General features: G+C 60.2%; 37 protein-coding genes. 35 read left to right on the top strand and 2 right to left on the bottom strand.

Annotated features, from left to right (window positions below; genetic code table 11):
* Window positions 1-102 precede the first annotated feature (102 nt).
* From rpsJ to dsbD, 31 genes are all read left to right on the top strand, one after another.
* Window positions 103-414: a 30S ribosomal protein S10 gene (gene rpsJ, locus NCT32_RS12750; RefSeq protein WP_006998489.1), complete on the top strand. Its 312-nt coding sequence runs from the start codon at window positions 103-105 to the stop codon at window positions 412-414.
* A gap of 210 nt (window positions 415-624) precedes the next feature.
* The gene (rplC, locus tag NCT32_RS12745) at window positions 625-1284 is read left to right on the top strand and encodes a 50S ribosomal protein L3 (protein ID WP_061120237.1); all 660 of its coding nucleotides are present in this window, start codon (window positions 625-627) and stop codon (window positions 1282-1284) included.
* Window positions 1284-1904, top strand: coding sequence for a 50S ribosomal protein L4 (rplD, locus tag NCT32_RS12740; protein ID WP_061120224.1), 621 nt, complete (start codon window positions 1284-1286; stop codon window positions 1902-1904). The genes rplC and rplD overlap by 1 nt, the downstream gene beginning before the upstream one ends.
* Window positions 1901-2215 carry a 50S ribosomal protein L23 gene (gene rplW, locus NCT32_RS12735; protein ID WP_250490384.1) on the top strand — a complete coding sequence of 105 codons (315 nt, stop codon included), beginning with the start codon at window positions 1901-1903 and terminating at the stop codon, window positions 2213-2215. The genes rplD and rplW overlap by 4 nt, the downstream gene beginning before the upstream one ends.
* A 2-nt stretch (window positions 2216-2217) precedes the next feature.
* Entirely contained in the window at window positions 2218-3045 is an 828-nt protein-coding gene (gene rplB / locus NCT32_RS12730; protein WP_061120223.1) for a 50S ribosomal protein L2, read from the top strand.
* Between the two features lie 10 nt (window positions 3046-3055).
* Window positions 3056-3331 carry a 30S ribosomal protein S19 gene (rpsS, locus tag NCT32_RS12725; RefSeq protein WP_008343850.1) on the top strand — a complete coding sequence of 92 codons (276 nt, stop codon included), beginning with the start codon at window positions 3056-3058 and terminating at the stop codon, window positions 3329-3331.
* A 12-nt stretch (window positions 3332-3343) separates the two neighbouring features.
* Entirely contained in the window at window positions 3344-3673 is a 330-nt protein-coding gene (gene rplV, locus NCT32_RS12720) for a 50S ribosomal protein L22 (RefSeq protein ID WP_007730533.1), read from the top strand.
* A gap of 11 nt (window positions 3674-3684) precedes the next feature.
* Window positions 3685-4479, top strand: coding sequence for a 30S ribosomal protein S3 (gene rpsC, locus NCT32_RS12715; protein ID WP_035506762.1), 795 nt, complete (start codon window positions 3685-3687; stop codon window positions 4477-4479).
* Window positions 4480-4481: 2 nt separating this feature from the next.
* Window positions 4482-4898 carry a 50S ribosomal protein L16 gene (gene rplP / locus NCT32_RS12710; RefSeq protein ID WP_008343852.1) on the top strand — a complete coding sequence of 139 codons (417 nt, stop codon included), beginning with the start codon at window positions 4482-4484 and terminating at the stop codon, window positions 4896-4898.
* Between the two features lie 10 nt (window positions 4899-4908).
* Complete coding sequence (rpmC, locus tag NCT32_RS12705) at window positions 4909-5103, top strand: 50S ribosomal protein L29 (protein ID WP_007180130.1); 195 nt, start codon at window positions 4909-4911, stop codon at window positions 5101-5103.
* A complete protein-coding gene (gene rpsQ, locus NCT32_RS12700) occupies window positions 5100-5372 on the top strand; it encodes a 30S ribosomal protein S17 (RefSeq protein WP_008343854.1) in 273 nt (90 codons plus the stop codon). The genes rpmC and rpsQ overlap by 4 nt, the downstream gene beginning before the upstream one ends.
* 302 nt (window positions 5373-5674) lie before the next feature.
* On the top strand, window positions 5675-6043 hold the full coding sequence (gene rplN, locus NCT32_RS12695; protein WP_006998478.1) for a 50S ribosomal protein L14: 369 nt from the start codon (window positions 5675-5677) through the stop codon (window positions 6041-6043).
* A gap of 9 nt (window positions 6044-6052) precedes the next feature.
* Window positions 6053-6361, top strand: coding sequence for a 50S ribosomal protein L24 (gene rplX / locus NCT32_RS12690; RefSeq protein WP_061120222.1), 309 nt, complete (start codon window positions 6053-6055; stop codon window positions 6359-6361).
* Between the two features lie 14 nt (window positions 6362-6375).
* Complete coding sequence (gene rplE / locus NCT32_RS12685) at window positions 6376-6915, top strand: 50S ribosomal protein L5 (RefSeq protein WP_016346472.1); 540 nt, start codon at window positions 6376-6378, stop codon at window positions 6913-6915.
* Window positions 6916-6922: 7 nt separating this feature from the next.
* Entirely contained in the window at window positions 6923-7228 is a 306-nt protein-coding gene (rpsN, locus tag NCT32_RS12680) for a 30S ribosomal protein S14 (RefSeq protein ID WP_016346471.1), read from the top strand.
* 14 nt (window positions 7229-7242) lie between these two features.
* Complete coding sequence (rpsH, locus tag NCT32_RS12675) at window positions 7243-7638, top strand: 30S ribosomal protein S8 (RefSeq protein WP_035506756.1); 396 nt, start codon at window positions 7243-7245, stop codon at window positions 7636-7638.
* An 18-nt stretch (window positions 7639-7656) separates the two neighbouring features.
* A complete protein-coding gene (gene rplF / locus NCT32_RS12670) occupies window positions 7657-8190 on the top strand; it encodes a 50S ribosomal protein L6 (RefSeq protein ID WP_061120221.1) in 534 nt (177 codons plus the stop codon).
* A gap of 12 nt (window positions 8191-8202) precedes the next feature.
* Window positions 8203-8568, top strand: coding sequence for a 50S ribosomal protein L18 (rplR, locus tag NCT32_RS12665; protein ID WP_008343872.1), 366 nt, complete (start codon window positions 8203-8205; stop codon window positions 8566-8568).
* Window positions 8569-8582: 14 nt separating this feature from the next.
* A complete protein-coding gene (rpsE, locus tag NCT32_RS12660; RefSeq protein WP_008343875.1) occupies window positions 8583-9101 on the top strand; it encodes a 30S ribosomal protein S5 in 519 nt (172 codons plus the stop codon).
* A gap of 10 nt (window positions 9102-9111) precedes the next feature.
* Window positions 9112-9294: a 50S ribosomal protein L30 gene (rpmD, locus tag NCT32_RS12655; protein WP_006052220.1), complete on the top strand. Its 183-nt coding sequence runs from the start codon at window positions 9112-9114 to the stop codon at window positions 9292-9294.
* A gap of 31 nt (window positions 9295-9325) precedes the next feature.
* Window positions 9326-9760 (top strand): 50S ribosomal protein L15, encoded by a 435-nt coding sequence (gene rplO, locus NCT32_RS12650; RefSeq protein ID WP_035506750.1) that lies wholly within the window; start codon window positions 9326-9328, stop codon window positions 9758-9760.
* Window positions 9761-9801: 41 nt separating this feature from the next.
* A complete protein-coding gene (gene secY, locus NCT32_RS12645) occupies window positions 9802-11148 on the top strand; it encodes a preprotein translocase subunit SecY (RefSeq protein WP_008343935.1) in 1347 nt (448 codons plus the stop codon).
* Window positions 11149-11156: 8 nt separating this feature from the next.
* Window positions 11157-11375, top strand: coding sequence for a translation initiation factor IF-1 (gene infA, locus NCT32_RS12640; RefSeq protein WP_004521905.1), 219 nt, complete (start codon window positions 11157-11159; stop codon window positions 11373-11375).
* Window positions 11376-11395: 20 nt separating this feature from the next.
* The gene (gene rpmJ, locus NCT32_RS12635) at window positions 11396-11512 is read left to right on the top strand and encodes a 50S ribosomal protein L36 (RefSeq protein ID WP_004199844.1); all 117 of its coding nucleotides are present in this window, start codon (window positions 11396-11398) and stop codon (window positions 11510-11512) included.
* A 41-nt stretch (window positions 11513-11553) separates the two neighbouring features.
* Window positions 11554-11919 carry a 30S ribosomal protein S13 gene (gene rpsM, locus NCT32_RS12630; RefSeq protein ID WP_008344037.1) on the top strand — a complete coding sequence of 122 codons (366 nt, stop codon included), beginning with the start codon at window positions 11554-11556 and terminating at the stop codon, window positions 11917-11919.
* Window positions 11920-11947: 28 nt separating this feature from the next.
* The gene (gene rpsK, locus NCT32_RS12625) at window positions 11948-12352 is read left to right on the top strand and encodes a 30S ribosomal protein S11 (protein WP_035506748.1); all 405 of its coding nucleotides are present in this window, start codon (window positions 11948-11950) and stop codon (window positions 12350-12352) included.
* A 152-nt stretch (window positions 12353-12504) separates the two neighbouring features.
* Window positions 12505-13128, top strand: a complete 624-nt coding sequence (gene rpsD / locus NCT32_RS12620; RefSeq protein ID WP_061120219.1) for a 30S ribosomal protein S4 — start codon at window positions 12505-12507, stop codon at window positions 13126-13128.
* A gap of 134 nt (window positions 13129-13262) precedes the next feature.
* Entirely contained in the window at window positions 13263-14240 is a 978-nt protein-coding gene (locus NCT32_RS12615) for a DNA-directed RNA polymerase subunit alpha (protein ID WP_014192467.1), read from the top strand.
* 139 nt (window positions 14241-14379) lie between these two features.
* The gene (gene rplQ / locus NCT32_RS12610; RefSeq protein ID WP_061120218.1) at window positions 14380-14775 is read left to right on the top strand and encodes a 50S ribosomal protein L17; all 396 of its coding nucleotides are present in this window, start codon (window positions 14380-14382) and stop codon (window positions 14773-14775) included.
* 151 nt (window positions 14776-14926) lie between these two features.
* The gene (cutA, locus tag NCT32_RS12605; RefSeq protein ID WP_061120236.1) at window positions 14927-15259 is read left to right on the top strand and encodes a divalent-cation tolerance protein CutA; all 333 of its coding nucleotides are present in this window, start codon (window positions 14927-14929) and stop codon (window positions 15257-15259) included.
* Complete coding sequence (gene dsbD / locus NCT32_RS12600) at window positions 15252-17084, top strand: protein-disulfide reductase DsbD (protein ID WP_061120217.1); 1833 nt, start codon at window positions 15252-15254, stop codon at window positions 17082-17084. The genes cutA and dsbD overlap by 8 nt, the downstream gene beginning before the upstream one ends.
* 51 nt (window positions 17085-17135) lie before the next feature.
* Here dsbD and hemB read toward each other — a convergent pair whose 3' ends face one another.
* Entirely contained in the window at window positions 17136-18134 is a 999-nt protein-coding gene (gene hemB, locus NCT32_RS12595; RefSeq protein ID WP_061120216.1) for a porphobilinogen synthase, read from the bottom strand.
* 256 nt (window positions 18135-18390) lie between these two features.
* A complete protein-coding gene (gene yihA, locus NCT32_RS12590) occupies window positions 18391-19053 on the bottom strand; it encodes a ribosome biogenesis GTP-binding protein YihA/YsxC (RefSeq protein WP_061120215.1) in 663 nt (220 codons plus the stop codon).
* A 302-nt stretch (window positions 19054-19355) separates the two neighbouring features.
* Here yihA and NCT32_RS12585 point away from each other — a divergent pair, with 302 nt between their 5' ends.
* The 4 genes from NCT32_RS12585 (at window position 19356) to msrP (ending at window position 24776) form a co-directional block, all read left to right on the top strand.
* Window positions 19356-20024, top strand: a complete 669-nt coding sequence (locus NCT32_RS12585; RefSeq protein ID WP_061120214.1) for a cytochrome c — start codon at window positions 19356-19358, stop codon at window positions 20022-20024.
* Window positions 20025-20200: 176 nt separating this feature from the next.
* Window positions 20201-22432 carry a cytochrome c biogenesis protein ResB gene (locus NCT32_RS12580; protein WP_250490383.1) on the top strand — a complete coding sequence of 744 codons (2232 nt, stop codon included), beginning with the start codon at window positions 20201-20203 and terminating at the stop codon, window positions 22430-22432.
* Window positions 22433-22436: 4 nt separating this feature from the next.
* Window positions 22437-23639, top strand: a complete 1203-nt coding sequence (ccsB, locus tag NCT32_RS12575) for a c-type cytochrome biogenesis protein CcsB (protein ID WP_061120212.1) — start codon at window positions 22437-22439, stop codon at window positions 23637-23639.
* Window positions 23640-23786: 147 nt separating this feature from the next.
* Window positions 23787-24776 carry a protein-methionine-sulfoxide reductase catalytic subunit MsrP gene (gene msrP / locus NCT32_RS12570; protein WP_061120211.1) on the top strand — a complete coding sequence of 330 codons (990 nt, stop codon included), beginning with the start codon at window positions 23787-23789 and terminating at the stop codon, window positions 24774-24776.
* Window positions 24777-24778: the final 2 nt, after the last annotated feature.

Genomic DNA, 24778 nt, shown 5'->3' with positions numbered 1-24778 from the left:
TACAGATTGGAGCCGGGTGCTCGCCCTCAGCGAGTGTCCGGTTCCACGCTCTTTTGCCTAATGTGCGGTGCAACACCGCCTCGCTCTTTTCAAGGAATCGTCATGCAAAACCAGAAAATCCGCATTCGTCTGAAGGCTTTCGACTATCGTCTGATCGATCAATCGGCAGCCGAAATCGTCGATACGGCGAAGCGGACTGGCGCGATCGTCCGTGGCCCGGTGCCGCTGCCCACGCGTATTCAGCGTTTTGACATCCTGCGTTCGCCGCACGTCAACAAGACCTCGCGCGACCAGCTCGAAATCCGTACCCACCAGCGCCTGATGGACATCGTCGATCCGACGGACAAGACCGTCGACGCGTTGATGAAGCTCGATCTGCCGGCTGGCGTCGACGTCGAGATCAAGCTGCAGTAAATCCCAAAAGCATGTCCGGCGCGCTTCCTGGCGCGTCGGAAGGTGCTAAGTCTTTGATTGCTTGCGGGATTCGAAAAGCCTTGTTATACTCCAAGGCTTTTCGCGCCTATGCGCACGAAAAAGACGCAAGAAAGCCGCCCCAGTTTCTCGTAACGAAGCCGGCATTTGTAAATCAGCCCCGACCAATCGCAGTTGGGAATGGAGAAAACGATGAGCCTTGGACTCGTAGGTCGCAAGGTTGGCATGACCCGTATCTTCACGCCTGAAGGGGATTCGATCCCCGTCACCGTGCTGGACGTGTCGGACAACCGCGTGACGCAGATCAAGACCGTTGAAACGGATGGTTATACCGCCGTTCAGGTTGCATTCGGTGCTCGCCGCGCGTCTCGCGTGACGAAGCCTCTGGCGGGTCATCTCGCCAAAGCCGGCGTTCAAGCCGGTGAAATCCTCAAGGAATTCCATATCGAAACGGCCAAGGCAGGCGAACTGTCGAACGGCGCCGTTATCGGTACGGACATCTTCGAAGTCGGCCAGAAGGTTGACGTGCAAGGCACGTCGATCGGTAAGGGTTATGCCGGCACGATCAAGCGCTACAACTTCGCCTCGGGCCGGGCAACGCACGGTAACTCGCGTTCGCACAACGTCCCGGGTTCGATCGGTATGGCGCAGGATCCGGGTCGCGTGTTTCCGGGTAAGCGCATGACGGGTCACCTCGGTGACGTCACCGTCACGGTTCAAAATCTCGAAATCGCCCGCATCGACGCTGAGCGTAATCTTCTGCTCGTCCGCGGTGCTGTTCCGGGTGCGAAGGGCGGCAAGGTCTTCGTGACCCCGGCCGTCAAGACGCGTGCTGTGAAAGGAGCGAAATAATGGAACTTAAGCTCCTGAATGCCAATGGTCAGGAAGGCGCTGGCGTGAACGCATCGGACGTCGTGTTCGGTCGCGATTACAACGAAGCCCTGATTCACCAGGTCGTCGTCGCTTATCAGGCGAACGCACGTAGCGGTAACCGCGCGCAGAAGGACCGCGAGCAGGTCAAGCACACCACCAAGAAGCCGTGGCGTCAGAAGGGTACGGGCCGCGCTCGTGCCGGTATGTCGTCGAGCCCGTTGTGGCGTGGCGGTGGTCGCATTTTCCCGAACTCGCCGGAAGAAAACTTCTCGCACAAGGTCAACAAGAAGATGCATCGTGCAGGCCTCTGCTCGATCTTCTCGCAGCTGGCTCGCGAAGGCCGCATCGCCGTGGTCGAAGACCTCGCGCTCGAAGCCCCGAAGACCAAGCTGTTGGCCGAAAAATTCAAGGCGATGGGTCTCGAATCCGTGTTGGTGATTACCGATACGGTCGACGAGAACCTGTACCTCGCGTCGCGCAACCTGGCCCACGTGGCGGTTGTCGAGCCGCGTTACGCCGACCCGCTCTCGCTGATCTACTTCAAGAAGATTCTGATCACGAAGGCTGCGGTCGCTCAGATCGAGGAGTTGCTGTCATGAGCGAAGTTCGCAAAAACGATCATCGTTTGATGCAAGTTCTGCTCGCGCCGGTGATCTCCGAAAAGGCGACGCTGGTTGCCGAAAAGAACGAACAAGTCGTGTTCGAAGTCGCGCCGGACGCCACGAAGCAGGAAGTAAAGGCTGCTGTCGAGCTGCTGTTCAAGGTCGAAGTCAATTCCGTCAACGTGCTCGTCACGAAGGGCAAGGCAAAGCGCTTTGGCCGCTTCAACGGCAAGCGCAAGGACGTGAAGAAGGCGTACGTCTGCCTGAAGCCCGGCCAGGAAATCAACTTTGAAGCGGAGGCCAAGTAATCATGGCAATCGTGAAAGTTAAGCCGACCTCGCCGGGTCGCCGCGCGATGGTCAAGATCGTCAACAAGGATCTGCACAAGGGCAAGCCGCACGCGGCGCTGCTCGACTCGCAATCCAAGTCGGCGGGCCGTAACAACAACGGCCGTATCACCACGCGTCACCAGGGTGGTGGTCACAAGCAGCACTATCGTATCGTCGATTTCCGTCGCAACAAGGACGGCATTCCGGCGAAGGTCGAGCGTCTCGAGTACGACCCGAACCGTAGCGCGAACATCGCGCTGGTTCTGTACGCAGACGGCGAGCGTCGCTACATCATCGCGCCGAAGGGCGTGGCCGTTGGCGCGCAGCTGATGTCCGGTTCGGAAGCGCCGATCCGCGCAGGCAACACCCTGCCGATCCGCAACATCCCGGTCGGTACCACGATCCACTGCATCGAAATGCTTCCGGGCAAGGGTGCGCAAATCGCACGTTCGGCCGGTACGTCGGCGATGCTGCTGGCTCGCGAAGGCGTCTACGCTCAAGTGCGTCTGCGTTCGGGCGAAATCCGCCGCGTGCACGTCGAGTGCCGCGCGACGATCGGCGAAGTGGGTAACGAAGAGCATAGCCTCCGTCAAATCGGTAAGGCTGGTGCAAACCGCTGGCGCGGTATCCGTCCGACGGTGCGCGGTGTTGCAATGAACCCGATCGATCACCCGCACGGTGGTGGTGAAGGCCGCACGGCAGCAGGTCGCGATCCGGTGAGCCCGTGGGGCACGCCGACGAAGGGCTATCGCACCCGCAGCAACAAGCGCACGACGACGATGATCGTCCAGCGCCGTCACAAGCGTTAAGGAGTAGGCAATGACACGTTCTGCTAAAAAAGGTCCGTTCTGCGACGCTCATTTGCTGAAGAAGGTTGAGGCGGCTGCATCGACGCGTGACAAGAAGCCGATCAAGACCTGGTCGCGTCGTTCGACGATTCTGCCGGACTTCATCGGTCTGACGATCGCTGTTCACAACGGCCGTCAACACGTTCCGGTGTACGTCACGGAAAACATGGTCGGCCACAAGCTTGGCGAGTTCGCACTGACCCGTACGTTCAAGGGTCACGCGGCCGACAAGAAGGCCAAGAAATAAGGGGCTATCAAGATGGAAGTGAAAGCAATTCATCGCGGTGCCCGCATCTCGGCGCAGAAAACGCGCCTTGTGGCTGACCAGATTCGTGGTTTGCCGGTCGACAAGGCGCTGAACGTTCTGACGTTCTCGCCGAAGAAGGCGGCGGGTATCGTCAAGAAGGTCGTGCTGTCTGCGATCGCGAATGCGGAACACAACGAAGGCGCCGATATCGACGAGCTCAAGATCACGAGCATCTACGTCGACAAGGCTGCTTCGCTGAAGCGTTTCACCGCACGCGCAAAGGGTCGCGGTAACCGCATCGAGAAGCAATCCTGTCACATCACTGTGACGGTCGGGAATTAAGGAGCCATACGATGGGACAGAAAATTCATCCGACTGGCTTCCGTTTGGCCGTCAGCCGTAATTGGGCTTCGCGCTGGTATGCGAACAACAACAATTTCGCGGCGATGTTGCAGGAAGACATCGGTGTTCGTGAATACCTGAAGAAGAAGCTGAAGAACGCTTCGGTCGGTCGCGTCGTCATCGAGCGTCCGGCGAAGAACGCGCGCATCACGATTTACAGCTCGCGTCCGGGCGTTGTCATAGGCAAGAAGGGCGAGGACATCGAATCGCTGAAGGCTGAACTGCAGAAGCGCATGGGCGTTCCGGTTCACGTCAACATCGAAGAGATCCGCAAGCCGGAAACCGATGCTCAGCTGATCGCTGACTCCATCACGCAACAGCTCGAGCGCCGGATCATGTTCCGCCGCGCGATGAAGCGCGCGATGCAGAACGCGATGCGTCTTGGCGCCCAGGGCATCAAGATCATGAGCGCGGGCCGCCTGAACGGTATCGAAATCGCTCGTACCGAGTGGTATCGCGAAGGTCGCGTGCCCCTCCATACGCTGCGTGCGGATATCGACTACGCGACGTCGGAAGCGAAGACCACGTACGGCATCATCGGCGTGAAGGTGTGGGTCTACAAGGGCGACACGCTGGGCCGTAACGAAGCGCCGGTGGTGGAAGAAGTGGCGGAAGAAAAGCGTCCGCGCCGCAACGCACGTCCGGGTGGCGATCGCCGTCCGCGCCGTGACGGTGAAGGCGCTCCGGCTGGTGCGCGTCGTGGTGCACCCCGTCGCGCTGGCGGTGACGCGAAGACTGGAGAATAACGATGCTGCAACCGAAACGCAGAAAGTATCGCAAAGAGCAGAAAGGTCGTAACACCGGCAAGGCGACGCGCGGCAACGCAGTGTCGTTCGGTGAATACGGTCTGAAGGCTATCGGTCGCGGCCGTTTGACCGCGCGTCAAATCGAAGCGGCGCGTCGTGCAATGACGCGTCACATCAAGCGTGGCGGCCGGATCTGGATCCGTATTTTCCCGGACAAGCCGATTTCGCAGAAGCCGGCCGAAGTGCGTATGGGTAACGGTAAGGGTAACCCGGAGTACTACGTCGCTGAAATTCAACCGGGCAAGATGCTGTACGAAATGGACGGTGTCTCCGAAGAACTGGCGCGCGAAGCGTTCCGTCTGGCTGCAGCCAAGCTGCCGCTCAAGACGAACTTCGTCGTTCGTCAGCTCGGCGCCTAAGGAGTAAATGATGAAGGCATCTGAACTTCACCAGAAAGACCAGGCCGCGCTCAACAAAGAGCTGTCGGACCTGCTGAAGGCGCAATTTGGCTTGCGTATGCAACTCGCGACCCAGCAGCTCACGAACACGAGCCAGCTGAAGAAGGTCCGTCGCGACATCGCACGTGTGCGCACCGTCCTGACTGAGAAGGCGAACCAGAAATGAACGATAGCGTAAAAACCTCGCTCAAGCGGACGCTGGTCGGCAAGGTCGTCAGCAACAAGATGGACAAGACGGTCACCGTTCTGGTCGAGCACCGCGTGAAGCATCCGATCTACGGCAAGTACGTCGTGCGCTCCAAGAAGTACCACGCGCATGACGACGCGAACACGTACAACGAAGGCGATCTCGTCGAAATCCAGGAAACCCGTCCGATTTCGAAGACGAAGGCTTGGGTTGTGTCGAAGCTTGTTGAAGCGGCTCGCGTGATCTAAAGCCGAAGTAGCAGTACCACGATGCAGTAGCAAATCGTGTCGCAGTAAGTTTCGCTTGCAAGACCGAGATTATTTGTTATAATCTCGGTCTTCCCTCTTTGTGGGAGCCCCGTCGCGGGCGAAACTGGTGGGGGAAGCCGGTTCGGGCGCCAGCCTGAGTCGACAGATTCACCGGATTGCGATGGCGGGTTTCGTCTGCCCTCGCTGCCTGTTCTAACCCAAGCAGCCAGTTGGCTGACGGGACCAAGACTGACCGGCTGTGCCATGGTGGTGCGACCGGATTAAGTTGGGAAAGATAAACCATGATCCAGACCGAAACTCGGCTTGAAGTGGCCGACAACACGGGTGCGCGTGAAGTCATGTGCATCAAGGTGCTCGGCGGTTCGAAGCGTCGTTACGCTAGCATTGGCGACATCATCAAGGTGACCGTCAAGGAAGCGACGCCGCGCGGACGCGTGAAGAAGGGCGAAATTTACAACGCCGTGGTCGTTCGTACGGCCAAGGGCGTGCGTCGCCAGGATGGCTCGCTCATCAAGTTCGACGGCAATGCCGCCGTTCTGTTGAATACGAAGCTCGAGCCGATCGGCACGCGTATTTTCGGGCCGGTTACGCGTGAACTGCGTAGCGAACGATTCATGAAGATCGTTTCGCTCGCGCCGGAAGTGCTGTAAGGAGTCGCGATGAACAAGATTCGCAAGGGTGACGAAGTCATCGTCATCACCGGCAAGGACAAGGGCAAGCGCGGTACCGTGCTGGCCGTTGCGGAAGACCGTGTCACGGTCGAGGGCATCAACCTCGTCAAGAAGCACGTGAAGCCGAACCCGATGAAGGGTACGACGGGCGGTGTGGAAGCCAAAACGATGCCGCTGCATATTTCGAACGTCGCATTGGTCGACGCGAATGGCAAGGCATCGCGTGTGGGCATCAAGGTCGAAGACGGAAAGAAGGTTCGCTTCTTGAAGTCGACCGGCGCCACGCTTAACGCCTGACGCGGAGTTAAAAAATGGCTCGTCTGCAAGAGATTTATAAAGAAAAGGTTGTGCCGCAACTCGTCGAAAAGTTCGGCTACAAGTCTGTCATGGAAGTGCCGCGCATCACCAAGATCACCCTGAACATGGGTCTTGGCGAAGCCGTCGCCGACAAGAAGATCATCGAAAACGCCGTGGGCGACCTGACGAAGATCGCTGGCCAGAAGCCGGTCATCACGAAGGCGCGCAAGGCAATCGCAGGCTTCAAGATTCGTCAGGGCTACCCGATCGGCGCGATGGTCACGCTGCGCGGCCAAGCGATGTACGAATTCCTCGACCGTTTCGTGACCGTTGCGCTCCCGCGTGTGCGCGACTTCCGTGGCGTGTCGGGCCGTGCATTCGACGGTCGTGGCAACTACAACATCGGTGTGAAAGAGCAGATCATTTTCCCCGAAATCGACTACGACAAGATCGACGCGCTGCGTGGGCTGAACATCAGCATCACGACCACCGCGAAGACTGACGACGAAGCAAAGGCGCTGCTCGCCGGCTTCAAGTTCCCGTTCAGAAACTGAGGTTACCGTGGCTAAACTGGCACTGATCGAACGTGAAAAGAAGCGCGCGCGCCTGGCAGCCAAGTACGCTCCGAAGCGTGCTGAGCTGAAGGCTGTGATCGATGACGCAAGCAAGTCGGACGAAGAGCGTTACTTCGCGCGTCTGGCGCTGCAACAACTGCCGCGTAACTCGAACCCCACTCGCAAGCGTAACCGCTGCGCGATCACGGGTCGCCCGCGTGGCACGTTCCGTAAGTTCGGACTCGCACGCGGCAAGATTCGTGAAATCGCTTTCCGCGGCGAAATCCCTGGCCTGACCAAGGCGAGCTGGTAATAGGAGAAACATAAATGAGCATGAGTGATCCTATCGCCGATATGCTGACTCGCATCCGCAATGCGCAGATGGTCGAGAAGGTTTCGGTGACTATGCCCTCGTCGAAAGTCAAGGTTGCGATTGCGCAGGTTTTGAAGGACGAAGGTTATATCGACGACTTCGCAGTGAAAGCTGAAGGCGCGAAGATCGAATTGAACATCGCGTTGAAGTACTACGCTGGCCGTCCGGTGATCGAGCGCCTCGAGCGCGTCTCGAAGCCTGGTCTGCGCGTGTACCGCGGTCGCAACGACATTCCGCAGGTCATGAATGGCCTCGGCGTTGCAATCGTGTCGACGCCGAAGGGTGTGATGACCGACCGCAAGGCGCGCCAGAACGGCGTCGGCGGTGAAGTCATCTGCTACGTCGCTTAACGCCTAAGGAGAAGAAACATGTCTCGAGTAGGTAAAAGCCCGATCGCGCTGCCGCAAGGCGCCGAAGTGGCCATCAAGGGCGACGTCATCACCGTTAAGGGCCCGCTCGGCACGATCTCGCAACCGGCCAACAAGCTGGTGACCGTGACGAACGACAACGGCACGTTGAAACTCGCTCCGGCCGACGAAAGTCGTGAAGCGAACGCGATGTCCGGCACGATGCGCGCCCTGGTGGCGAACATGGTGCAGGGCGTCACCAAGGGTTTCGAGCGCAAGCTGACGCTGGTTGGCGTTGGTTATCGTGCGCAAGCGCAAGGCGACAAGCTGAACCTGTCGCTGGGTTTCTCGCACCCCGTGGTGCACCAGATGCCGGAAGGCGTCAAGGCTGAAACCCCGTCGCAGACCGAAATCGTGATCAAGGGGATCGACAAGCAGAAAGTCGGACAGACCGCAGCAGAAGTGCGCGGCTATCGTCCGCCTGAGCCGTACAAGGGCAAAGGCGTGCGCTATTCCGACGAGGTCGTGATCCTCAAAGAAACGAAGAAGAAGTAAGGGTGCGCAATCATGGATAAGACTCAATCTCGCCTGCGCCGCGCTCGTCAGACGCGTATCAAGATCGCTGAGCTGCAGGTTCCGCGTCTGGCCGTGCATCGCACGAATACGCATATCTACGCGCAAGTGTTCTCGGCATGCGGTACGAAAGTCGTGGCTAGCGCCTCGACGCTCGAAGCTGAAGTGCGCGCTGAACTCGCCGACAAGTCGGGCAAGGGCGGCAACGTCAATGCTGCGACCCTGATCGGCAAGCGTATCGCCGAAAAGGCCAAGGCTGCCGGCATCGAATCCGTCGCCTTTGACCGCTCGGGTTTCCGCTACCACGGCCGCGTGAAGGCGCTGGCTGATGCGGCGCGTGAAGCCGGGCTCAAGTTCTAAGGGAAGAATTCGTCATGGCAAAGATGCAAGCGAAAGTTCAGGCTGACGAACGCGACGACGGCCTGCGCGAAAAGATGATTTCGGTCAACCGCGTGACCAAGGTCGTGAAGGGTGGCCGGATTCTCGGCTTCGCCGCACTGACCGTGGTTGGCGACGGTGACGGCCGGATCGGCATGGGCAAGGGCAAGGCCAAGGAAGTTCCGGTCGCCGTTCAAAAGGCAATGGAACAGGCCCGCCGCAACATGTTCAAGGTGCCCCTGAAGAACGGCACGCTGCAACACGAAGTGCACGGCAAGCACGGCGCATCGGCGGTCCTCCTCGCTCCGGCGAAGGACGGTACCGGCGTGATCGCTGGCGGCCCGATGCGCGCAGTGTTCGACGTGATGGGCGTGCAAAACGTTGTGGCCAAGAGCCACGGTTCGACGAACCCGTACAACCTCGTTCGCGCAACGCTGGACGGTCTGCGCAAGCAGTCGACCCCGGCCGACATCGCGGCGAAGCGTGGTAAGTCCGTCGAAGACATTCTGGGCTAAGGTGGTCACCATGTCTGAAAAAACTGTCAAGGTTCAGCTCGTCAAGAGTCTGATCGGGACCCGCGAAACGCACCGGGCGACGGTGCGTGGCCTCGGCCTGCGCCGCCTCAACTCGGTCTCCGAGTTGCAGGACACGCCGGCAGTGCGCGGGATGATCAACAAGGTTTCGTACCTCGTTAAGGTCATCAGCTAAGCGGCTGACCCTAGGATCCAAGGAGTTGAACATGGAATTGAATAACCTGAAGCCGGCAGAAGGCGCGAAGCACGCTAAGCGTCGCGTCGGTCGCGGTATTGGTTCGGGCCTCGGCAAGACCGCCGGCCGCGGCCATAAGGGTCAGAAATCGCGTTCGGGCGGCTTTCACAAGGTCGGCTTCGAAGGCGGTCAGATGCCTCTGCAGCGTCGTCTGCCGAAGCGTGGCTTTACCTCGCTGACGAAGGAATTCGTCGGTGAAGTGCGCCTCTCTGATCTGGAAAAGCTGCCGGTCGACGAAATCGATCTGTTGGCGCTGAAGCAAGCGGGTCTGGTCGGCGAACTCATCAAGAGCGCAAAGATCATCAAGACCGGCGAGATTACGCGCAAGGTCACGGTGAAGGGCCTGACGGCAACGAAGGGCGCCCGTGAGGCAATCGAAGCCGCTGGCGGCTCGTTCGCCGAGTAACGCGCTTTCGCCGTTACTAGCACTAGCATCGGAGAAGGTACTTGGCTAACAGCCCGAGTCTCGCAAAAACCGGTCGAAGCGCGGCGAAATTCGGCGATCTGCGTCGGCGTGCAGTGTTCCTGCTGCTGGCGCTGATCGTCTACCGCATTGGTGCGCATATTCCGGTACCCGGCATCGATCCGGATCAACTGGCCAAGCTGTTCCAAAGCCAGTCAGGCGGCATCCTGGGCATGTTCAACATGTTCTCGGGTGGCGCGCTGTCGCGATTCACGATCTTTGCACTGGGCATCATGCCCTACATTTCGGCGTCGATCATCATGCAGTTGCTGTCGATCGTGTCGCCGCAGATGGAGGCGTTGAAGAAGGAAGGGCAAGCGGGACAACGGAAGATCACGCAGTACACGCGTATCTTTACGGTGGTTCTGGCGACCTTCCAGGCGTTCGGTATCGCGGTTGCGCTGGAAAATCAGCCGGCTTTGGTGCTGGACCCCGGCATGGTGTTCCGGCTGACGACGGTCGTCACGCTGGTGACGGGCACGATGTTCCTGATGTGGCTCGGTGAGCAGATCACGGAGCGCGGTCTCGGCAACGGCATCTCGATCATCATCTTCGGTGGTATCGCGGCGGGCTTCCCGAACGCAATCGGTGGCCTGTTCGAGCTGGTTCGCACCGGTTCGATGAGCATCATCTCGGCGATCATCATCGTCGTGTTGATCGCGGCGGTCACGTATCTGGTCGTGTTCATCGAACGCGGTCAACGCAAGATCCTCGTGAACTACGCGAAGCGCCAGGTCGGTAACAAGATTTACGGCGGACAGTCATCTCATCTGCCGCTGAAGCTGAACATGTCGGGTGTGATTCCGCCGATCTTCGCATCGTCGATCATTCTCTTCCCGGCAACCATCCTGAACTGGTTCAGTTCGGGTACGCGCACCAACTGGTTCGCGAACACGCTGCACAACGTGGCCGAGGCGCTGAAGCCCGGTCAGCCCGTGTACGTGCTGCTGTATGCGTTGGCGATCGTTTTCTTCTGCTTCTTCTACACCGCACTGGTGTTCAACAGCCGAGAGACCGCCGACAACTTGAAGAAGAGCGGTGCTTTCGTTCCGGGTATCCGTCCGGGCGATCAGACTGCACGATATATCGACCGCATCCTGACGCGTCTCACGCTGGCTGGTGCGATCTACATCGTATTCGTGTGCCTGCTGCCTGAGTTTCTGGTGTTGCGCTGGAACGTGCCGTTTTATTTTGGTGGAACGTCGCTGCTGATCATTGTCGTCGTCACGATGGACTTCATGGCTCAGGTGCAGTCGTACGTTATGTCGCAACAATATGAATCGCTGCTCAAGAAGGCAAACTTCAAGGGTGGCAACGTCCCGATGCGTTAATAAGGACTATGGCCAAAGACGATGTTATCCAGATGCAGGGTGAGGTCATCGAAAACCTTCCCAACGCTACTTTCCGGGTGAAATTGGAAAATGGCCATGTCGTCCTGGGACATATCTCCGGAAAGATGCGGATGCACTACATCCGCATCCTGCCGGGCGACAAGGTTACGGTTGAATTGACGCCTTACGATCTGTCTCGTGCACGGATCGTGTTCCGGGCGAAGTGATTTGAAAAAAGGGTAATATCATGAAAGTGATGGCATCGGTTAAGCGCATTTGCCGCAATTGCAAGATCATCAAGCGCAAGGGCGTTGTGCGCGTGATTTGCAGCTCTGATCCGCGCCACAAACAGCGTCAAGGCTGAACGCCGCGCTTTTGCTTGCGCTTTTTGTTTGAGGAAAAACAATGGCTCGTATCGCAGGGGTTAACATCCCGAATCACCAGCATACCGAGATCGGCCTTACGGCAATCTTCGGCATCGGTCGCACGCGTTCCCGCGGCATTTGCACGGCAGCTGGTGTGGAATTTTCGAAGAAGGTCAAGGACCTCACTGACGCAGACCTCGAAAAGCTGCGTGACGAAGTGGGCAAGTTCATCGTCGAAGGCGACCTGCGTCGTGAAGTGACGATGAATATCAAGCGCCTGATGGACTTGGGTTGCTACCGCGGCATGCGCCATCGCAAGGGTCTGCCCCTGCGTGGCCAGCGTACGCGCACGAATGCCCGTACCCGTAAGGGTCCGCGTCGTGCAGCGCAATCGCTGAAGAAGTAAGCGGAACTGACAGTTACAGGAAAACGTAATGGCTAAGGCTTCGAACAACTCCGCGGCGCAACGCGTTCGCAAGAAGGTCAAGAAGAACGTCGCCGAGGGCGTGGTTCACGTTCACGCGTCGTTCAACAACACCATTATCACGATCACTGACCGTCAAGGTAACGCGCTGGCATGGGCGACCTCGGGTGGTCAGGGCTTCAAGGGCTCGCGTAAGTCGACGCCGTTTGCAGCTCAGGTCGCAGCCGAATCGGCTGGCCGCGTGGCATTGGAATACGGCGTGAAGAACCTCGAAGTGCGGATCAAGGGCCCCGGTCCTGGCCGCGAATCGGCGGTGCGCGCGCTGCATGGTCTTGGCATCAAGATCACCGCGATCTCCGACGTGACGCCGGTCCCGCACAACGGCTGCCGTCCGCCGAAGCGCCGTCGTATCTAAAGTCCGACGACGCGACCGCACGTTTTCCTGTCGATGCGAAAGTATCGGCGGGTTTCGTGCGTTATGAAGTTTTGACTAAGCCCACCGTTCGGCCCAAGGGGTTCGGACTAGCGCAGACGAAAGTGTGCGTGATCAATATTTAAGGATGCAAAGTGGCACGCTATACCGGTCCCAAAGCAAAACTGTCCCGCCGTGAAGGCACCGATCTGTTCCTGAAGAGCGCACGCCGCTCCCTCGCTGACAAGTGCAAGCTCGACAGCAAGCCCGGCCAGCACGGCCGCACCTCGGGCGCGCGTACGTCCGACTACGGCACCCAGTTGCGCGAGAAGCAGAAAGTGAAGCGTATCTACGGCGTGCTGGAGCGTCAGTTCCGCCGCTACTTCGCTGAAGCCGACCGCCGCAAGGGTCCGACGGGCGAAAACCTGCTGCAATTGCTCGAATCGCGTCTCGACAACGTCGTCTATCGCATGGGCTTCGGCTCGACGCGCGCCGAAGCGCGTCAGCTCGTGAGCCACAAGTCGATCATGGTGAACGGCCAAGTCGTGAACATTCCGTCGATGCAAGTGAAGTCGGGCGACGTCGTGTCCGTGCGCGAGCAGTCGCGCAAGCAGGCTCGTATCGTCGAAGCCCTGTCGCTGGCCGAGCAAGGCGGAATGCCGAGCTGGGTGTCGGTCGACGCGAAGAAGTTCGAAGGCACGTTCAAGTCGATGCCGGAGCGTAGCGACATCGCTGGCGACATCAACGAAAGCCTGATCGTCGAATTGTATTCGCGTTAATCGCGGCGGTAATGGATTAACAGCCGGGGAGCCTGATTGCTCGTGGCAAGGGGTGGCCTCGGCTGTTTATTTTCAGGTTGTTACCGGTCAGCCTTATCGGTGTAACGAGCCGAGGGTATTGAAAAGGAAAACCTATGCAAACCAGTTTGTTGAAGCCCAAGATCATTGCAGTTGAATCGCTTGGTGAAAACCATGCGAAGGTGGTTATGGAGCCGTTCGAACGCGGCTATGGCCACACCTTGGGTAACGCGCTTCGGCGCGTGCTGCTGTCGTCGATGATCGGCTACGCGCCGACCGAAGTGACGATCGCAGGCGTCGTGCATGAATACTCGACGCTCGATGGTGTGCAAGAGGATGTGGTCAACCTGCTGTTGAACCTGAAGGGCGTCGTCTTCAAGCTGCACAACCGCGATGAAGTCACGGTGACGCTGCGCAAGGAAGGCGAAGGGCTCGTGACGGCCGGCGATATCGAACTCGCGCACGACTGCGAGGTGATCAACCCGGAGCACGTAGTCGCACACCTGTCGAAGGGCGGCAAGCTCGACGTTCAGATCAAGATCGAAAAGGGCCGCGGCTATGTGCCGGGCAACGTGCGTCGTTACGGTGAAGAGTCGGCGAAGATCATTGGCCGCATCGTGCTGGACGCGTCGTTCTCGCCGGTTCGCCGCGTGAGTTATGCGGTGGAAAGCGCGCGCGTCGAACAGCGTACCGACCTCGACAAGCTCGTGATGAACATCGAGACCAACGGCGTGATTTCGCCGGAAGAAGCGATTCGCCAGTCGGCTCGTATTCTGGTCGACCAGTTGTCGGTGTTCGCCGCGCTCGAAGGCACCGAAGCGGCAGCGGAAGCGCCGTCGCGCGCGCCGCAGATCGATCCGATCCTCCTGCGTCCGGTGGATGACCTCGAACTCACGGTTCGTTCCGCGAACTGCCTGAAGGCCGAGAACATCTATTACATCGGCGATCTGATCCAGCGCACGGAAAACGAACTGCTGAAGACGCCGAACCTGGGCCGCAAGTCGCTGAACGAAATCAAGGAAGTGCTCGCTTCGCGCGGTCTGACGCTGGGTATGAAGCTCGAAAACTGGCCGCCGGCTGGTCTCGACAAGTAATAGACGAAGTCGCTGCGTAACTTTGCAAAGACGCGGATTCTGCTTTAAAATCCGCGTCTTGCTTTATTTTCGACCGGCCCGTGCGCTGATGTAGGGCGCAATAGAAGAGCTGGATCAAAACTCGTTAAAGGAACTGAAAATGCGTCATAAGCATGGTCTGCGGAAACTGAACCGCACGAGCAGCCATCGTCTGGCAATGCTCCGCAATATGTCCAATTCGCTCATCGAGCACGAAGTCATCAAGACGACGCTGCCGAAGGCCAAGGAACTGCGCAAGGTCGTCGAGCCCCTCATCACGCTCGGCAAGAAGCCGTCGCTCGCGAACCGCCGTCTGGCGTTCAACCGCCTGCGCGATCGTGATTCCGTCGCGAAGCTGTTCGACGTCCTCGGCCCGCGCTACGCGAACCGTCCGGGCGGCTACCTCAGCATCCTGAAGTTCGGTTTCCGCGTCGGCGACAACGCCCCGATGGCGCTGGTCCAGTTGATGGATCGCCCGGAAGTCGAAGAAGCGGAAGAAGTGCAAGAAGCGGAATAAATTCCGTTTCCAGCTGTTAGCAGAAAGGCCAGGCTCGATGCTTGGCCTTTTTGCTTTCTTCCTGCGACGTTGCGGCGCGCCGATGCGTAAAAGTGTGTGTCGGCCGCCGATGCTACGATAGATGGCTAGTCTGCCGTTTTTGGAGTACCGCGTGAACGTTCCTGTCGTTTTGATTCTTTCCACGCTGCCTGACGCCGCCGCGGCCGATGCGCTCGCGCAGGCTGCGCTGGACGCGCGGCTCGCCGCGTGCGTGACGAGCCTCGGCGCGGTGTCCTCGCAGTATCACTGGAAGGGCGCGCTGGAGTCGTCGCAGGAAGTGCAGTTGTTGTTCAAGACGAGCATCGCGCGCAGCGAAGAGTTGCAGCGCTTCGTCGAGGCTCGGCATCCGTACGAAACACCCGAAATCCTCGTCTGGCAGGTGAACGCATCGCCCGGCTACGGTCAGTGGGTCAACGCAGAAACGCAGCGCCCTCTTCATGTGTGAGTTTTCCCGTCTTTTCGCGCGGCGATTCTTCGGCGCGTTCCTGTTTCTGGCAGCGTTCGCATTGCTGTCGGGCGCCGCGCGCGCAGCGGACGATTTCCTCGATCCCGATGTCGCGTTCAGGTTCAGCGCATCGGAGAAGCCCGGCGAAGTGGACGTGCGCTACAAGATCGCCGACGGCTACTACATGTACCGTGAGCGCTTCGCGTTCGCCGTGAAGAGCGGCGATGCGACCATCGGCGCTGCGCAACTGCCGGCGGGCAAAGTCCACTTCGATCAGACGTTCAACAAGGACGTCGAGACCTATCGCGGAGAGTTGCACATCCGCATTCCCGTCATGCAGGCAAAGGGTCCTTTCGAACTCGCGGTGACGTCGCAAGGATGCGCGGATCAGGGCATCTGCTATCCGCCGATGGAGAAGACCTACCGTGTCAGAGGCGACGCGCTGCAACCGGCAGGCGTCGCGCCGACTGGCCCCAAGGCAGACACGGACAGTTCGTGGTTCGAGCGCGCAACGAGCGCGGACTACGCGCAGTCCATGCTCGAAGGCGGCGGATTCCTCACGGTCGTCGGCATGTATTTTCTGGCCGGCATGGTGCTGAGCCTCTTGCCGTGCTCGTATCCGATGATTCCGATTCTGTCCGCGATCATCGTCGGAGAGGGCGCGCGCGTAACGCGTTCGCGCGGGTTCGCGCTGTCGGTTTCGTATGTGATCGGCATGGCGCTCGTCTACACGGTGCTCGGTATCGTTGCCGCGCTGATCGGACAAAGCCTCGGCGCGTGGTTGCAGAATCCCTGGGTGCTCGGCGCGTTCGGCCTGCTGCTCGCGGCGTTTGCAGTCGCGCTGATTTCAGGCGTCGATATCGCGTTGCCCGAACGCTGGCAAAGCGGTGTGAACGAGGCGTCGCAGAAGCGCAGCGGCGGCAAGTTTGCGGCGGTGGCGGTGATGGGCGCGTTATCCGCGCTCGTCGTCGGCGCGTGCATGACAGCGCCGCTTTTCGCGGTGCTCGCATTCATCGCGCATACCGGCAACGCCGTGCTCGGCGGCGCGGCGCTTTTCGCGATGGGTATCGGGCTAGGCGTGCCGCTTTTGATCATCGGCTTGGGCGCGGGATCGGTCCTGCCTCGCGCGGGCGCCTGGATGGACGGCGTGAAGGTGTTCTTCGGCGTGGTCCTGCTCGCGGCCGCGCTGTGGATCGTGTGGCCGGTTATCGGCGGTGTCGCGCAGATGCTGCTCGTGGCGTTGTGGCTTTTGATCGCGGCTGCATCGCTCGGATTGTTCTCGTCGGGCACGTCGACGCCTGTCGGCGTCTGGAAACGACTCGGACGCGGGCTCGCCGCGGCGTTCGCGGTCTGGGCCGCGACGCTGCTCGTCGGCCTTGCTGCGGGTTCGACGGATCCGCTGCGTCCGCTCGCGGTCCTCGCTTCCCGAGGCGCGTCGTCCGCGTCTGCGAATGCGCAAGCGGAAGGACCCACGTTCGCGCTGGTGCGTTCGTCGGCGGAGCTGGATTCCGCCGTGAAGGCCGCCGCGCGACCTGCGATGCTCGACTTCTACGCCGATTGGTGCGTCTCCTGCAAGGAGATGGAGAAGCTGACTTTCTCCGATTCCCGCGTGCAAGCGCGGCTCGCGCAGTTGAATCTTCTGCGCGCCGACGTGACCGCCAACAACGCGGACGACCAGGCGCTTCTCAAGCGCTTCAAGCTTTTCGGGCCGCCGGGCATCATCTTCTTCGATGCGCAAGGCAACGAAGTCGCCCGCGTGGTCGGGTACGAATCGGCCGATACTTTCCTGAAGAGTCTCGACCGGGTCGGGACGTCGAACGGATAAAAAAAGGGCGATGCATCGAGCATCGCCCTCTTCATATCGCCACTCAGAGACTCACTTCGACGCCCGCAGAATCCGCGCCGCATCCAGCGCGAAATACGTCAGCACGCCATCCGCGCCCGCGCGTTTGAACGCGAGCAGCGCTTCCATCATCACCTTGTCGTGGTCGATCCAGCCGTTTTGCGACGCGGCCTTGATCATCGCGTACTCGCCGCTGACCTGATACGCGTACGTCGGGAAGCGGAATTCGTCCTTCACGCGGCGCACGATGTCGAGATACGGCATGCCCGGCTTGACCATCACCATGTCCGCGCCTTCCTCGATGTCCATGCGCACTTCGCGCATCGCTTCATCGGAGTTGGCCGGGTCCATCTGATACGTCATTTTGTTGCCCTTGCCGAGATTCGCGGCCGAGCCGACTGCGTCGCGGAACGGGCCGTAGAAGGCCGACGCGTACTTCGCCGCGTACGCCATGATGCGCGTGTGGATGTGGTTCTCACTTTCGAGCATCTCGCGGATCGCACCGATGCGACCGTCCATCATGTCCGACGGCGCCACGATATCGACACCCGCTTCCGCCTGCGTGCGCGCCTGCTCGACGAGAATTTCGCTCGTTTCGTCGTTCTTCACGTAGCCTTCCTCGTCGAGCACGCCGTCCTGGCCGTGGCTCGTGTACGGATCGAGCGCGACGTCCGTCAGCACGCCGAGCATCGGGAAGTTTTTTTTCAGCTCGCGCACGGCGCGCGGAATAAGACCTTCCGGATTCGTGGCTTCGCGGCCATCCGGCGTTTTGATCGACGGCTCGATCGCCGGAAAGAGCGACAGCACCGGCACACCCAGTTCGACGCACTGCTCGGCGACCTTCATGAGGAGATCGACGGATGTGCGCTCGACGCCCGGCATCGACGGCACCGCTTGGCGCACATTCGTCCCTTCGACGATGAACACCGGATAAATGAGGTCGTTCGTCGTGAGGAGGTTCTCGCGCATCAGACGGCGTGAGAAGTCATCCCGGCGCATCCGGCGCGGGCGATGGTGGGGGTAGAAGCTCATGTCTTGACTCGAATTGGAATGGTCTTCGGGAGATCGAAAAAACGGCTTTCTGAAATGCGTAAATCCTTGCCGAACAAGCACTTGGACGCGTCTGAAACCGTTTTGAGACAATGGTATATCATACCGATCGAGCGAGGCGCTTGCCGCCGGACTCCCCGCTTCTCCTCCCTGAGCGGGTGCCTGTCGATGTTCGATTAGGCTGTTAACCCGCCGTCATGCGGCGGGTTTTTTTATGCCGCCGCGTGCTCGCGACGTTTCATCCGGCTGCGTCTTGTGACGCGTTCTCGCCGGCTTCCCCGGGCATCAGCCAGCTCTCGATCTGTTCGTGCGCTTCTTCGAGTCCAGTGCGCTTGAGCGCGGAGAAGAGTTGCACCGTGAGTTCGCCGCGATAGCCCGCATCCTTGTATTCGGCCAGCGACTTCTTCGTCGCGCGCAGGGCGTTGGTCATCTCCTGTCGCGTCAATTTGTCGCATTTTGTGAGCAGCGCGTGAATCGGCTTTCCGGTCGGCGCGAACCAGTCGATCATGATGCGATCGAGGTCGGTAAGCGGCCGGCGCGAATCCATCATCAGGATCATGCCGCGTAGTTGAGCTCGGCTCTGGAGGTAAGTCGACAACAGACGCTGCCAGTGCTCCTTCGCGGCGCCCGGCACTTCGGCGTAACCGTAGCCGGGAAGATCGACGAGATAGCCGGTCGGCGCGGCTTCCGGCCCTACGGAGAAGTAGTTGATGTGCTGCGTGCGTCCCGGCGTCTTACTGGCGAACGCGAGCCGCTTCTGGTTGCACAGAATGTTGATGGCCGTCGATTTTCCAGCGTTCGAGCGTCCCCCGAACGCGATTTCGGGCTGCGGCGTCGGCGGCAGATCGCGCAAATGATTGACGGTCGTGAAGAAGCGGGATTGGTGAAGCAGAAATGACATGGCGGGCCCAATCGAAAGAGCTGCGAAAACTTCAAGCCTTGAGAACCCGGCAAATACTGGGCATGCCCCGACTGGCGTCTTTGCGTGGAGCGGGTTATTGTACAATACGACGGATTTTTAAAGACCAGCACGGGCACGCAAGACCCAGGCCGCAGGCGGCACCCACAGAGGAGCGAGACAGTTTTCGGGGCACTTTTTGAGCCTCTTCGTTCAGCGAGTTCGGGTATCTTGCGGCGATAATCGGTCGCCGTCGTTTTTTGCAGAACCTCACATTCTCACAAGACGAAAAACAGGGTACGCGAATGAACCGACTGTACAGGTCTCTGGTGGTGATTCGAGCAGCGGCGGCTTTCGGTGCGGGTTTGAGTGGACTAGCGGTGTCGGTGAATGCGGCGGAGCCTGCCCAAGCGGCGAAGCCGGATGTGGCGCGAGGCCAGGCCATCGCGACCCAGGTGTGCGCGGCGTGTCACGCAGCGGACGGCAACAGCGCCGGCGCCGCGTTTCCGAAACTCGCGGGGCAGCACGCCGAATACATCGTCAAGCAGTTGAAGGATTACAAGACGCAGCCGGGCGCGAAGGCGCCGGCGCGCAACAATCCGATCATGGCGGGCATTGCGGGCGCGCTGTCGGATCAGGACATGGTGAACGTCGCGGCGTATTTCGCGTCGCAGAATGCCAAGCCGAACTACGCGCGTGACAAGAACGACGTCGCGCTGGGTCAGAAAATTTACCGCGGCGGCATCGCGGACAAGGGCGTGCCAGCGTGCGCGGCTTGCCACGGTGCGACCGGCATGGGCATTCCGGTGCAGTATCCGCGGCTGTCGTGGCAGTGGGGCGACTACACGGTGGCACAGTTGAACGCCTTCGCATCGGGACAACGCGCCAACAGTGAGCCGATGCACCAGATTTCCTCGCGCCTGAACGAAGCGGAGATGAAGGCGGTTGCCGACTACATCGCCGGCTTGCATTAAGCGCGCAGCAGTCAGCGTCCAGCGGTTCCCGGCGGCAATCGCGGGAATCGCCCATACTACGAAGCCGGTCCCGGGAAGATCCGAGAAGGCCGGCGCGAGAACAAGAAAAGGGTGGGACGTCGGTCGATGAGACCGCCAGCGTCTCCACCCTTTTTTGCTGTCCAGCCGGAGTTTGAATGAGCGTCACCACATCGAGTTTGCAGTCGAAGTCGGCCCGTCGGGCCATCCGGCATTTCGTCGAACTCGTCAGTTCGATGCGCTTCGCCATCGCGTTGCTCGTCATTCTGGCGATCGCGAGCATCATCGGTACGGTGCTCACGCAAGAAGACCCGTATCCCAACTACGTGAATCAGTTCGGTCCGTTCTGGGCCGACATCTTCCGCGGCCTGAGCCTCTACAACGTGTACAGCGCGTGGTGGTTCATGCTCATCCTGATCTTCCTCGTGATTTCGGTGTCGCTGTGCGTCGTGCGCAATAGCCCGAAGATGATCGCGGACCTCAAGAGCTGGAAGGATCGCGTGCATGAAGGCGGCCTGCGCGCATTCCATCACAAGGGCGAATTCACGGTTTCGACGAACCGCGCGCAGACAGCCGCGACGCTCGAGCGGCTCGCCGCGAAGATGGGCTACCGCACCGTCACGCGCCAGACCGACAACGGCGCGACGCTCATCGCCGGCAAGCGCGGCGCGATGACGAAGATCGGCTATATCTCGGCGCACGTCGCGATCGTCGTGATCTGTATCGGAGGGCTGCTCGACAGCAATCTGCCCATCAAATTGCAGATGTGGATGTTCAACAAGACGCCGATCAACAGCAACGCCGTCATCAACGACATTCCGCGCGAGCATCGTCTTTCGACGTCGAACCCGACTTTCCGCGGCTACGCGTGGGTGCCGGAAGGGCAAAACGTCGGCACGGCGATCCTGAATCAGCAGGACGGCTCGATCATTCAGGATCTGCCCTTCTCGATTCAGTTGAACAAGTTCATCGTCGATTACTACTCGACCGGCATGCCGAAGCTCTTCGCGAGCGACATCGTCGTGATCGATCACAAGACGGGCAAGCGCATTCCGGCGCGCGTCGAGGTGAACAAGCCGTTCACGTACGACGGCATCTCGATCTATCAGTCGAGCTTTCAGGACGGCGGCTCGAAGCTCGAAATGACCGCGTGGCCGATGGCCGGCGGCAGCGCGAAGACCGAGCCTTTCAACGGCACGATCGGCGGCACGTCGCCCATCGGCACGCAGTTCACCGGCGCGCAGGGTGAAACCGTCGAGTTCACGGATTTCCGCGCGATCAACGTCGAGAACATGACAGACGGCGGCGGCGCGCCGGACGCGCGCGGCGTCGGCAAGCAGGAAACGCTGCGCGACGCGTTCGACGAGCGTCTCGGCTCCGGCGCGAAGACCTCGAAGCCGACGGATCTACGCAACATCGGCCCTTCGGTGCAATACAAGGTGCGGGGTACGGACGGTCAGGCGCGCGAGTACAGCAATTACATGCTGCCGGTCGACGTGAGCGGGCAGCGCATGTTCCTCGCGGGCATGCGCGTGAGCCCGAACGATCCATTCCGCTACTTGCGCATTCCCGCCGACGAACAGGGCACGATCAAACAGTGGATGGACCTGCGCGCCGCGCTTGCCACGCCCGCGACGCGCGCCGCAGCCGCGCATCGTTTCGCGTTGCGCTCGGTACCGCAGGAAAACCGCGAATTGCAGGAACATCTGGAAGAAAGCGCGGTTCGCGTGCTGAATCTCTTCGCCGGCGTTGACGAAACAGGCAAGGCGACGACGAATCCCCAGATGATTGGCGGCTTTCAGAGCATCGCGACGTTCATCGACCGCTCGGTGCCGAAGGGTGAGCAGGAAAAAGCCGCGGGCCTTTTGATGCGCATGCTCGAAGGCGCGATGTGGGACGTATGGCAGATTTCCCGAGAGCAAAACGGCCAGCCCGACGCTAAAGTGGATGACAAGAACTCCGCGTTCGTTCAGGCGTCCATCAACGCGCTTTCCGACAGCTTTCTGTACGGTTCGCCCGTCTTTCTGCAACTGGACAACTTCAGGCAGGTGCAAGCTTCGGTATTCCAGTTGACGCGCGCGCCGGGTAAAAATCTGGTGTATCTTGGCAGCCTTCTGCTGGTGGTCGGGATTTTCTCGATGTTCTACGTCCGCGAACGCCGGCTCTGGTTCTGGCTCAAAGATGCAGGACAGGGCGGCGCCAGCGTGCTGATGGCAATGTCCACGGCGCGCCGGACGTTCGATTTCGAGAAGGAGTTCGTACGCACGCGCGCGCAGATCGCGACGGCGCTCGACGCGAAGCCGGCAGAACCGGCCGATCCGTCCCCGGCATCCAGTGCGCCCCCGCACTCGCAATCCGAGACTCCGAGCTCGGAAGTTTCGACACGGTAAGATCATGGACCTCACACAGACTTCCTCACACGCCTCCGCCAAAACGGAACGTCCGGCATCGGGCCTTCCCGATGTCGCCGTGTTCGACGATCGTCCGTTCCTGCGCCGGCTGACGCCGATCGACTGGCTCTTCGCCCTCGCGATGGTCGCAGGCGCGGGTTTCGCGCTGAACCGCTATCACGCATACATGGACGTGTACGACACGGCGGTGCTGGTCGGCGCGGTGCCTACGTTCGTCGTGCTGGGATGGCGCTGGAAACCGGTTCGCCTGCTGATCGCGATGATCGCAGTGCTCGCGCTGTCGTCGATCCAGCTTTACCAGCACGATCTGGCGCGCGCCGACACCAACTTCTTCCTCAAATACTTCCTGTCCAGCCAATCCGCGATTCTATGGATGAGCGCGCTTTTCATCCTCGCGACGCTCTTTTACTGGATCGGTCTGGTGACGCGCTCGCAGACCGGCGGCGCGATCGGCTCGCGCATGACGTGGGTCGCGGTGCTGATGGGCTTCACCGGTCTGATGGTGCGCTGGTACGAGTCGTACATGATCGGCTCGGACGTCGGCCATATTCCGATCTCGAATCTGTATGAAGTGTTCGTGCTGTTCTGCCTGATCACGGCGCTCTTCTATCTCTACTACGAACAGCACTATTCGACGCGGCAGATGGGCGCGTTCGTGCTGCTCGTGATCAGCGCGGCTGTCGGATTCCTGATGTGGTATTCGATCGCTCGCGACGCGCAGCAGATTCAACCGCTCGTGCCCGCGCTGCAAAGCTGGTGGATGAAGATCCACGTGCCGGCGAACTTCATCGGTTATGGCAGCTTCGCGCTCTCGGCGATGGTTTCCGTCGCGTATCTCGCGAAACAGCGCGGCTTCATGGCGGACCGCCTCCCGTCCCTCGAAGTCCTCGACGACGTGATGTACAAGTCGATCGCCGTCGGTTTCGCGTTCTTCACCATCGCGACGATTCTCGGCGCGCTGTGGGCCGCGGAAGCCTGGGGCGGTTACTGGAGCTGGGACCCGAAGGAAACGTGGGCACTGATCGTATGGCTGAATTACGCGGCGTGGCTGCATATGCGCCTCATGAAGGGGCTGCGTGGCGCGGCGGCGGCATGGTGGGCGCTGACTGGCCTGATCGTCACGACGTTCGCGTTCCTCGGCGTGAACATGTTCCTGTCGGGGTTGCATAGCTACGGCAAGCTCTGATCGGTTGAGCCGACTGTGAAAAACCGCCATGCATCGCGCTGGCGGTTTTTTTTCGTTTTGCGGTGGAATACTGGCATCCAGACTGCTGTTTTCCACCTATGAGCATTCAGCAGCGATGCCTTACGCGTCGCAATAGAAGGAGCGCACATGTTTATCAGAAGAAATCGTCAGCTATACGGTGACGACATCGCGGGTCATGAAATCACGCCGCGCGAGGTGTTCGAGAATCGTCGACGCGCGCTGCGCTCGATCGGCGCGTTCGCCGCGACGGGACTCGCCGGCGCGAGCGGTCTCGCCCACGCGACGCTCACGTCGCCGGATGCCAACGGCCAGAAGCTCGCGGCGAAAATCAATCCGAAGTTCGTCGCGCTGGACAAGGCGACGTCGTTCAAGGACATCACGACCTATAACAACTTCTACGAGTTCGGCACCGATAAGGGCGATCCCGTCGAGCACGCGGGCACGCTGCGTCCGCGTCCGTGGAAGGTGTCAGTCGAAGGCGCGATCAAGAACCCGAAGGTCTACGACATCGACGACATCCTGAAGCTCGCGCCGCTCGAGGAGCGTGTGTACCGGTTGCGCTGCGTCGAAGGCTGGTCGATGGTGATTCCGTGGATCGGCGTGTCCTTGTCCGAGCTCATCAAGCGGGCTGAGCCGACGGGCAGCGCGAAGTACGTGCAGTTCATCACGCTCGCCGATCCGTCGCAGATGCCGGGACTCTCGACGCCGATTCTCGAATGGCCCTACTCGGAAGGTCTGCGCATGGACGAGGCGATGAATCCGCTCACGCTCCTGACCGTCGGGTTGTACGGCCAGGTGCTGCCGAACCAGAACGGCGCGCCGGTGCGCGTGGTCGTGCCGTGGAAGTACGGCTTCAAGAGCGCGAAGTCGCTCGTGAAGATCCGCTTCGTCGAGAAGCAGCCGCCTACAAGCTGGAACCTTTACGCGCCCAGCGAATACGGCTTCTATTCGAACGTGAATCCGAACGTCGATCATCCGCGCTGGAGTCAGGCGACCGAGCGGCGCATCGGCGAGGACGGCTTCTTTTCGCCGAAGCGCAAGACGCTCATGTTCAACGGCTACGGCGACCAGGTCGCGTCGCTGTATCAGGGCATGGATCTCAAGAAGAACTTCTGAAC

Source organism: Caballeronia sp. INML2 (genome assembly GCF_023631365.1).
GTDB lineage: Bacteria > Pseudomonadota > Gammaproteobacteria > Burkholderiales > Burkholderiaceae > Caballeronia > Caballeronia turbans.
Note: the sequence above shows the minus strand (reverse complement) of the source record. Positions and strands in the feature narration are given on the sequence as shown.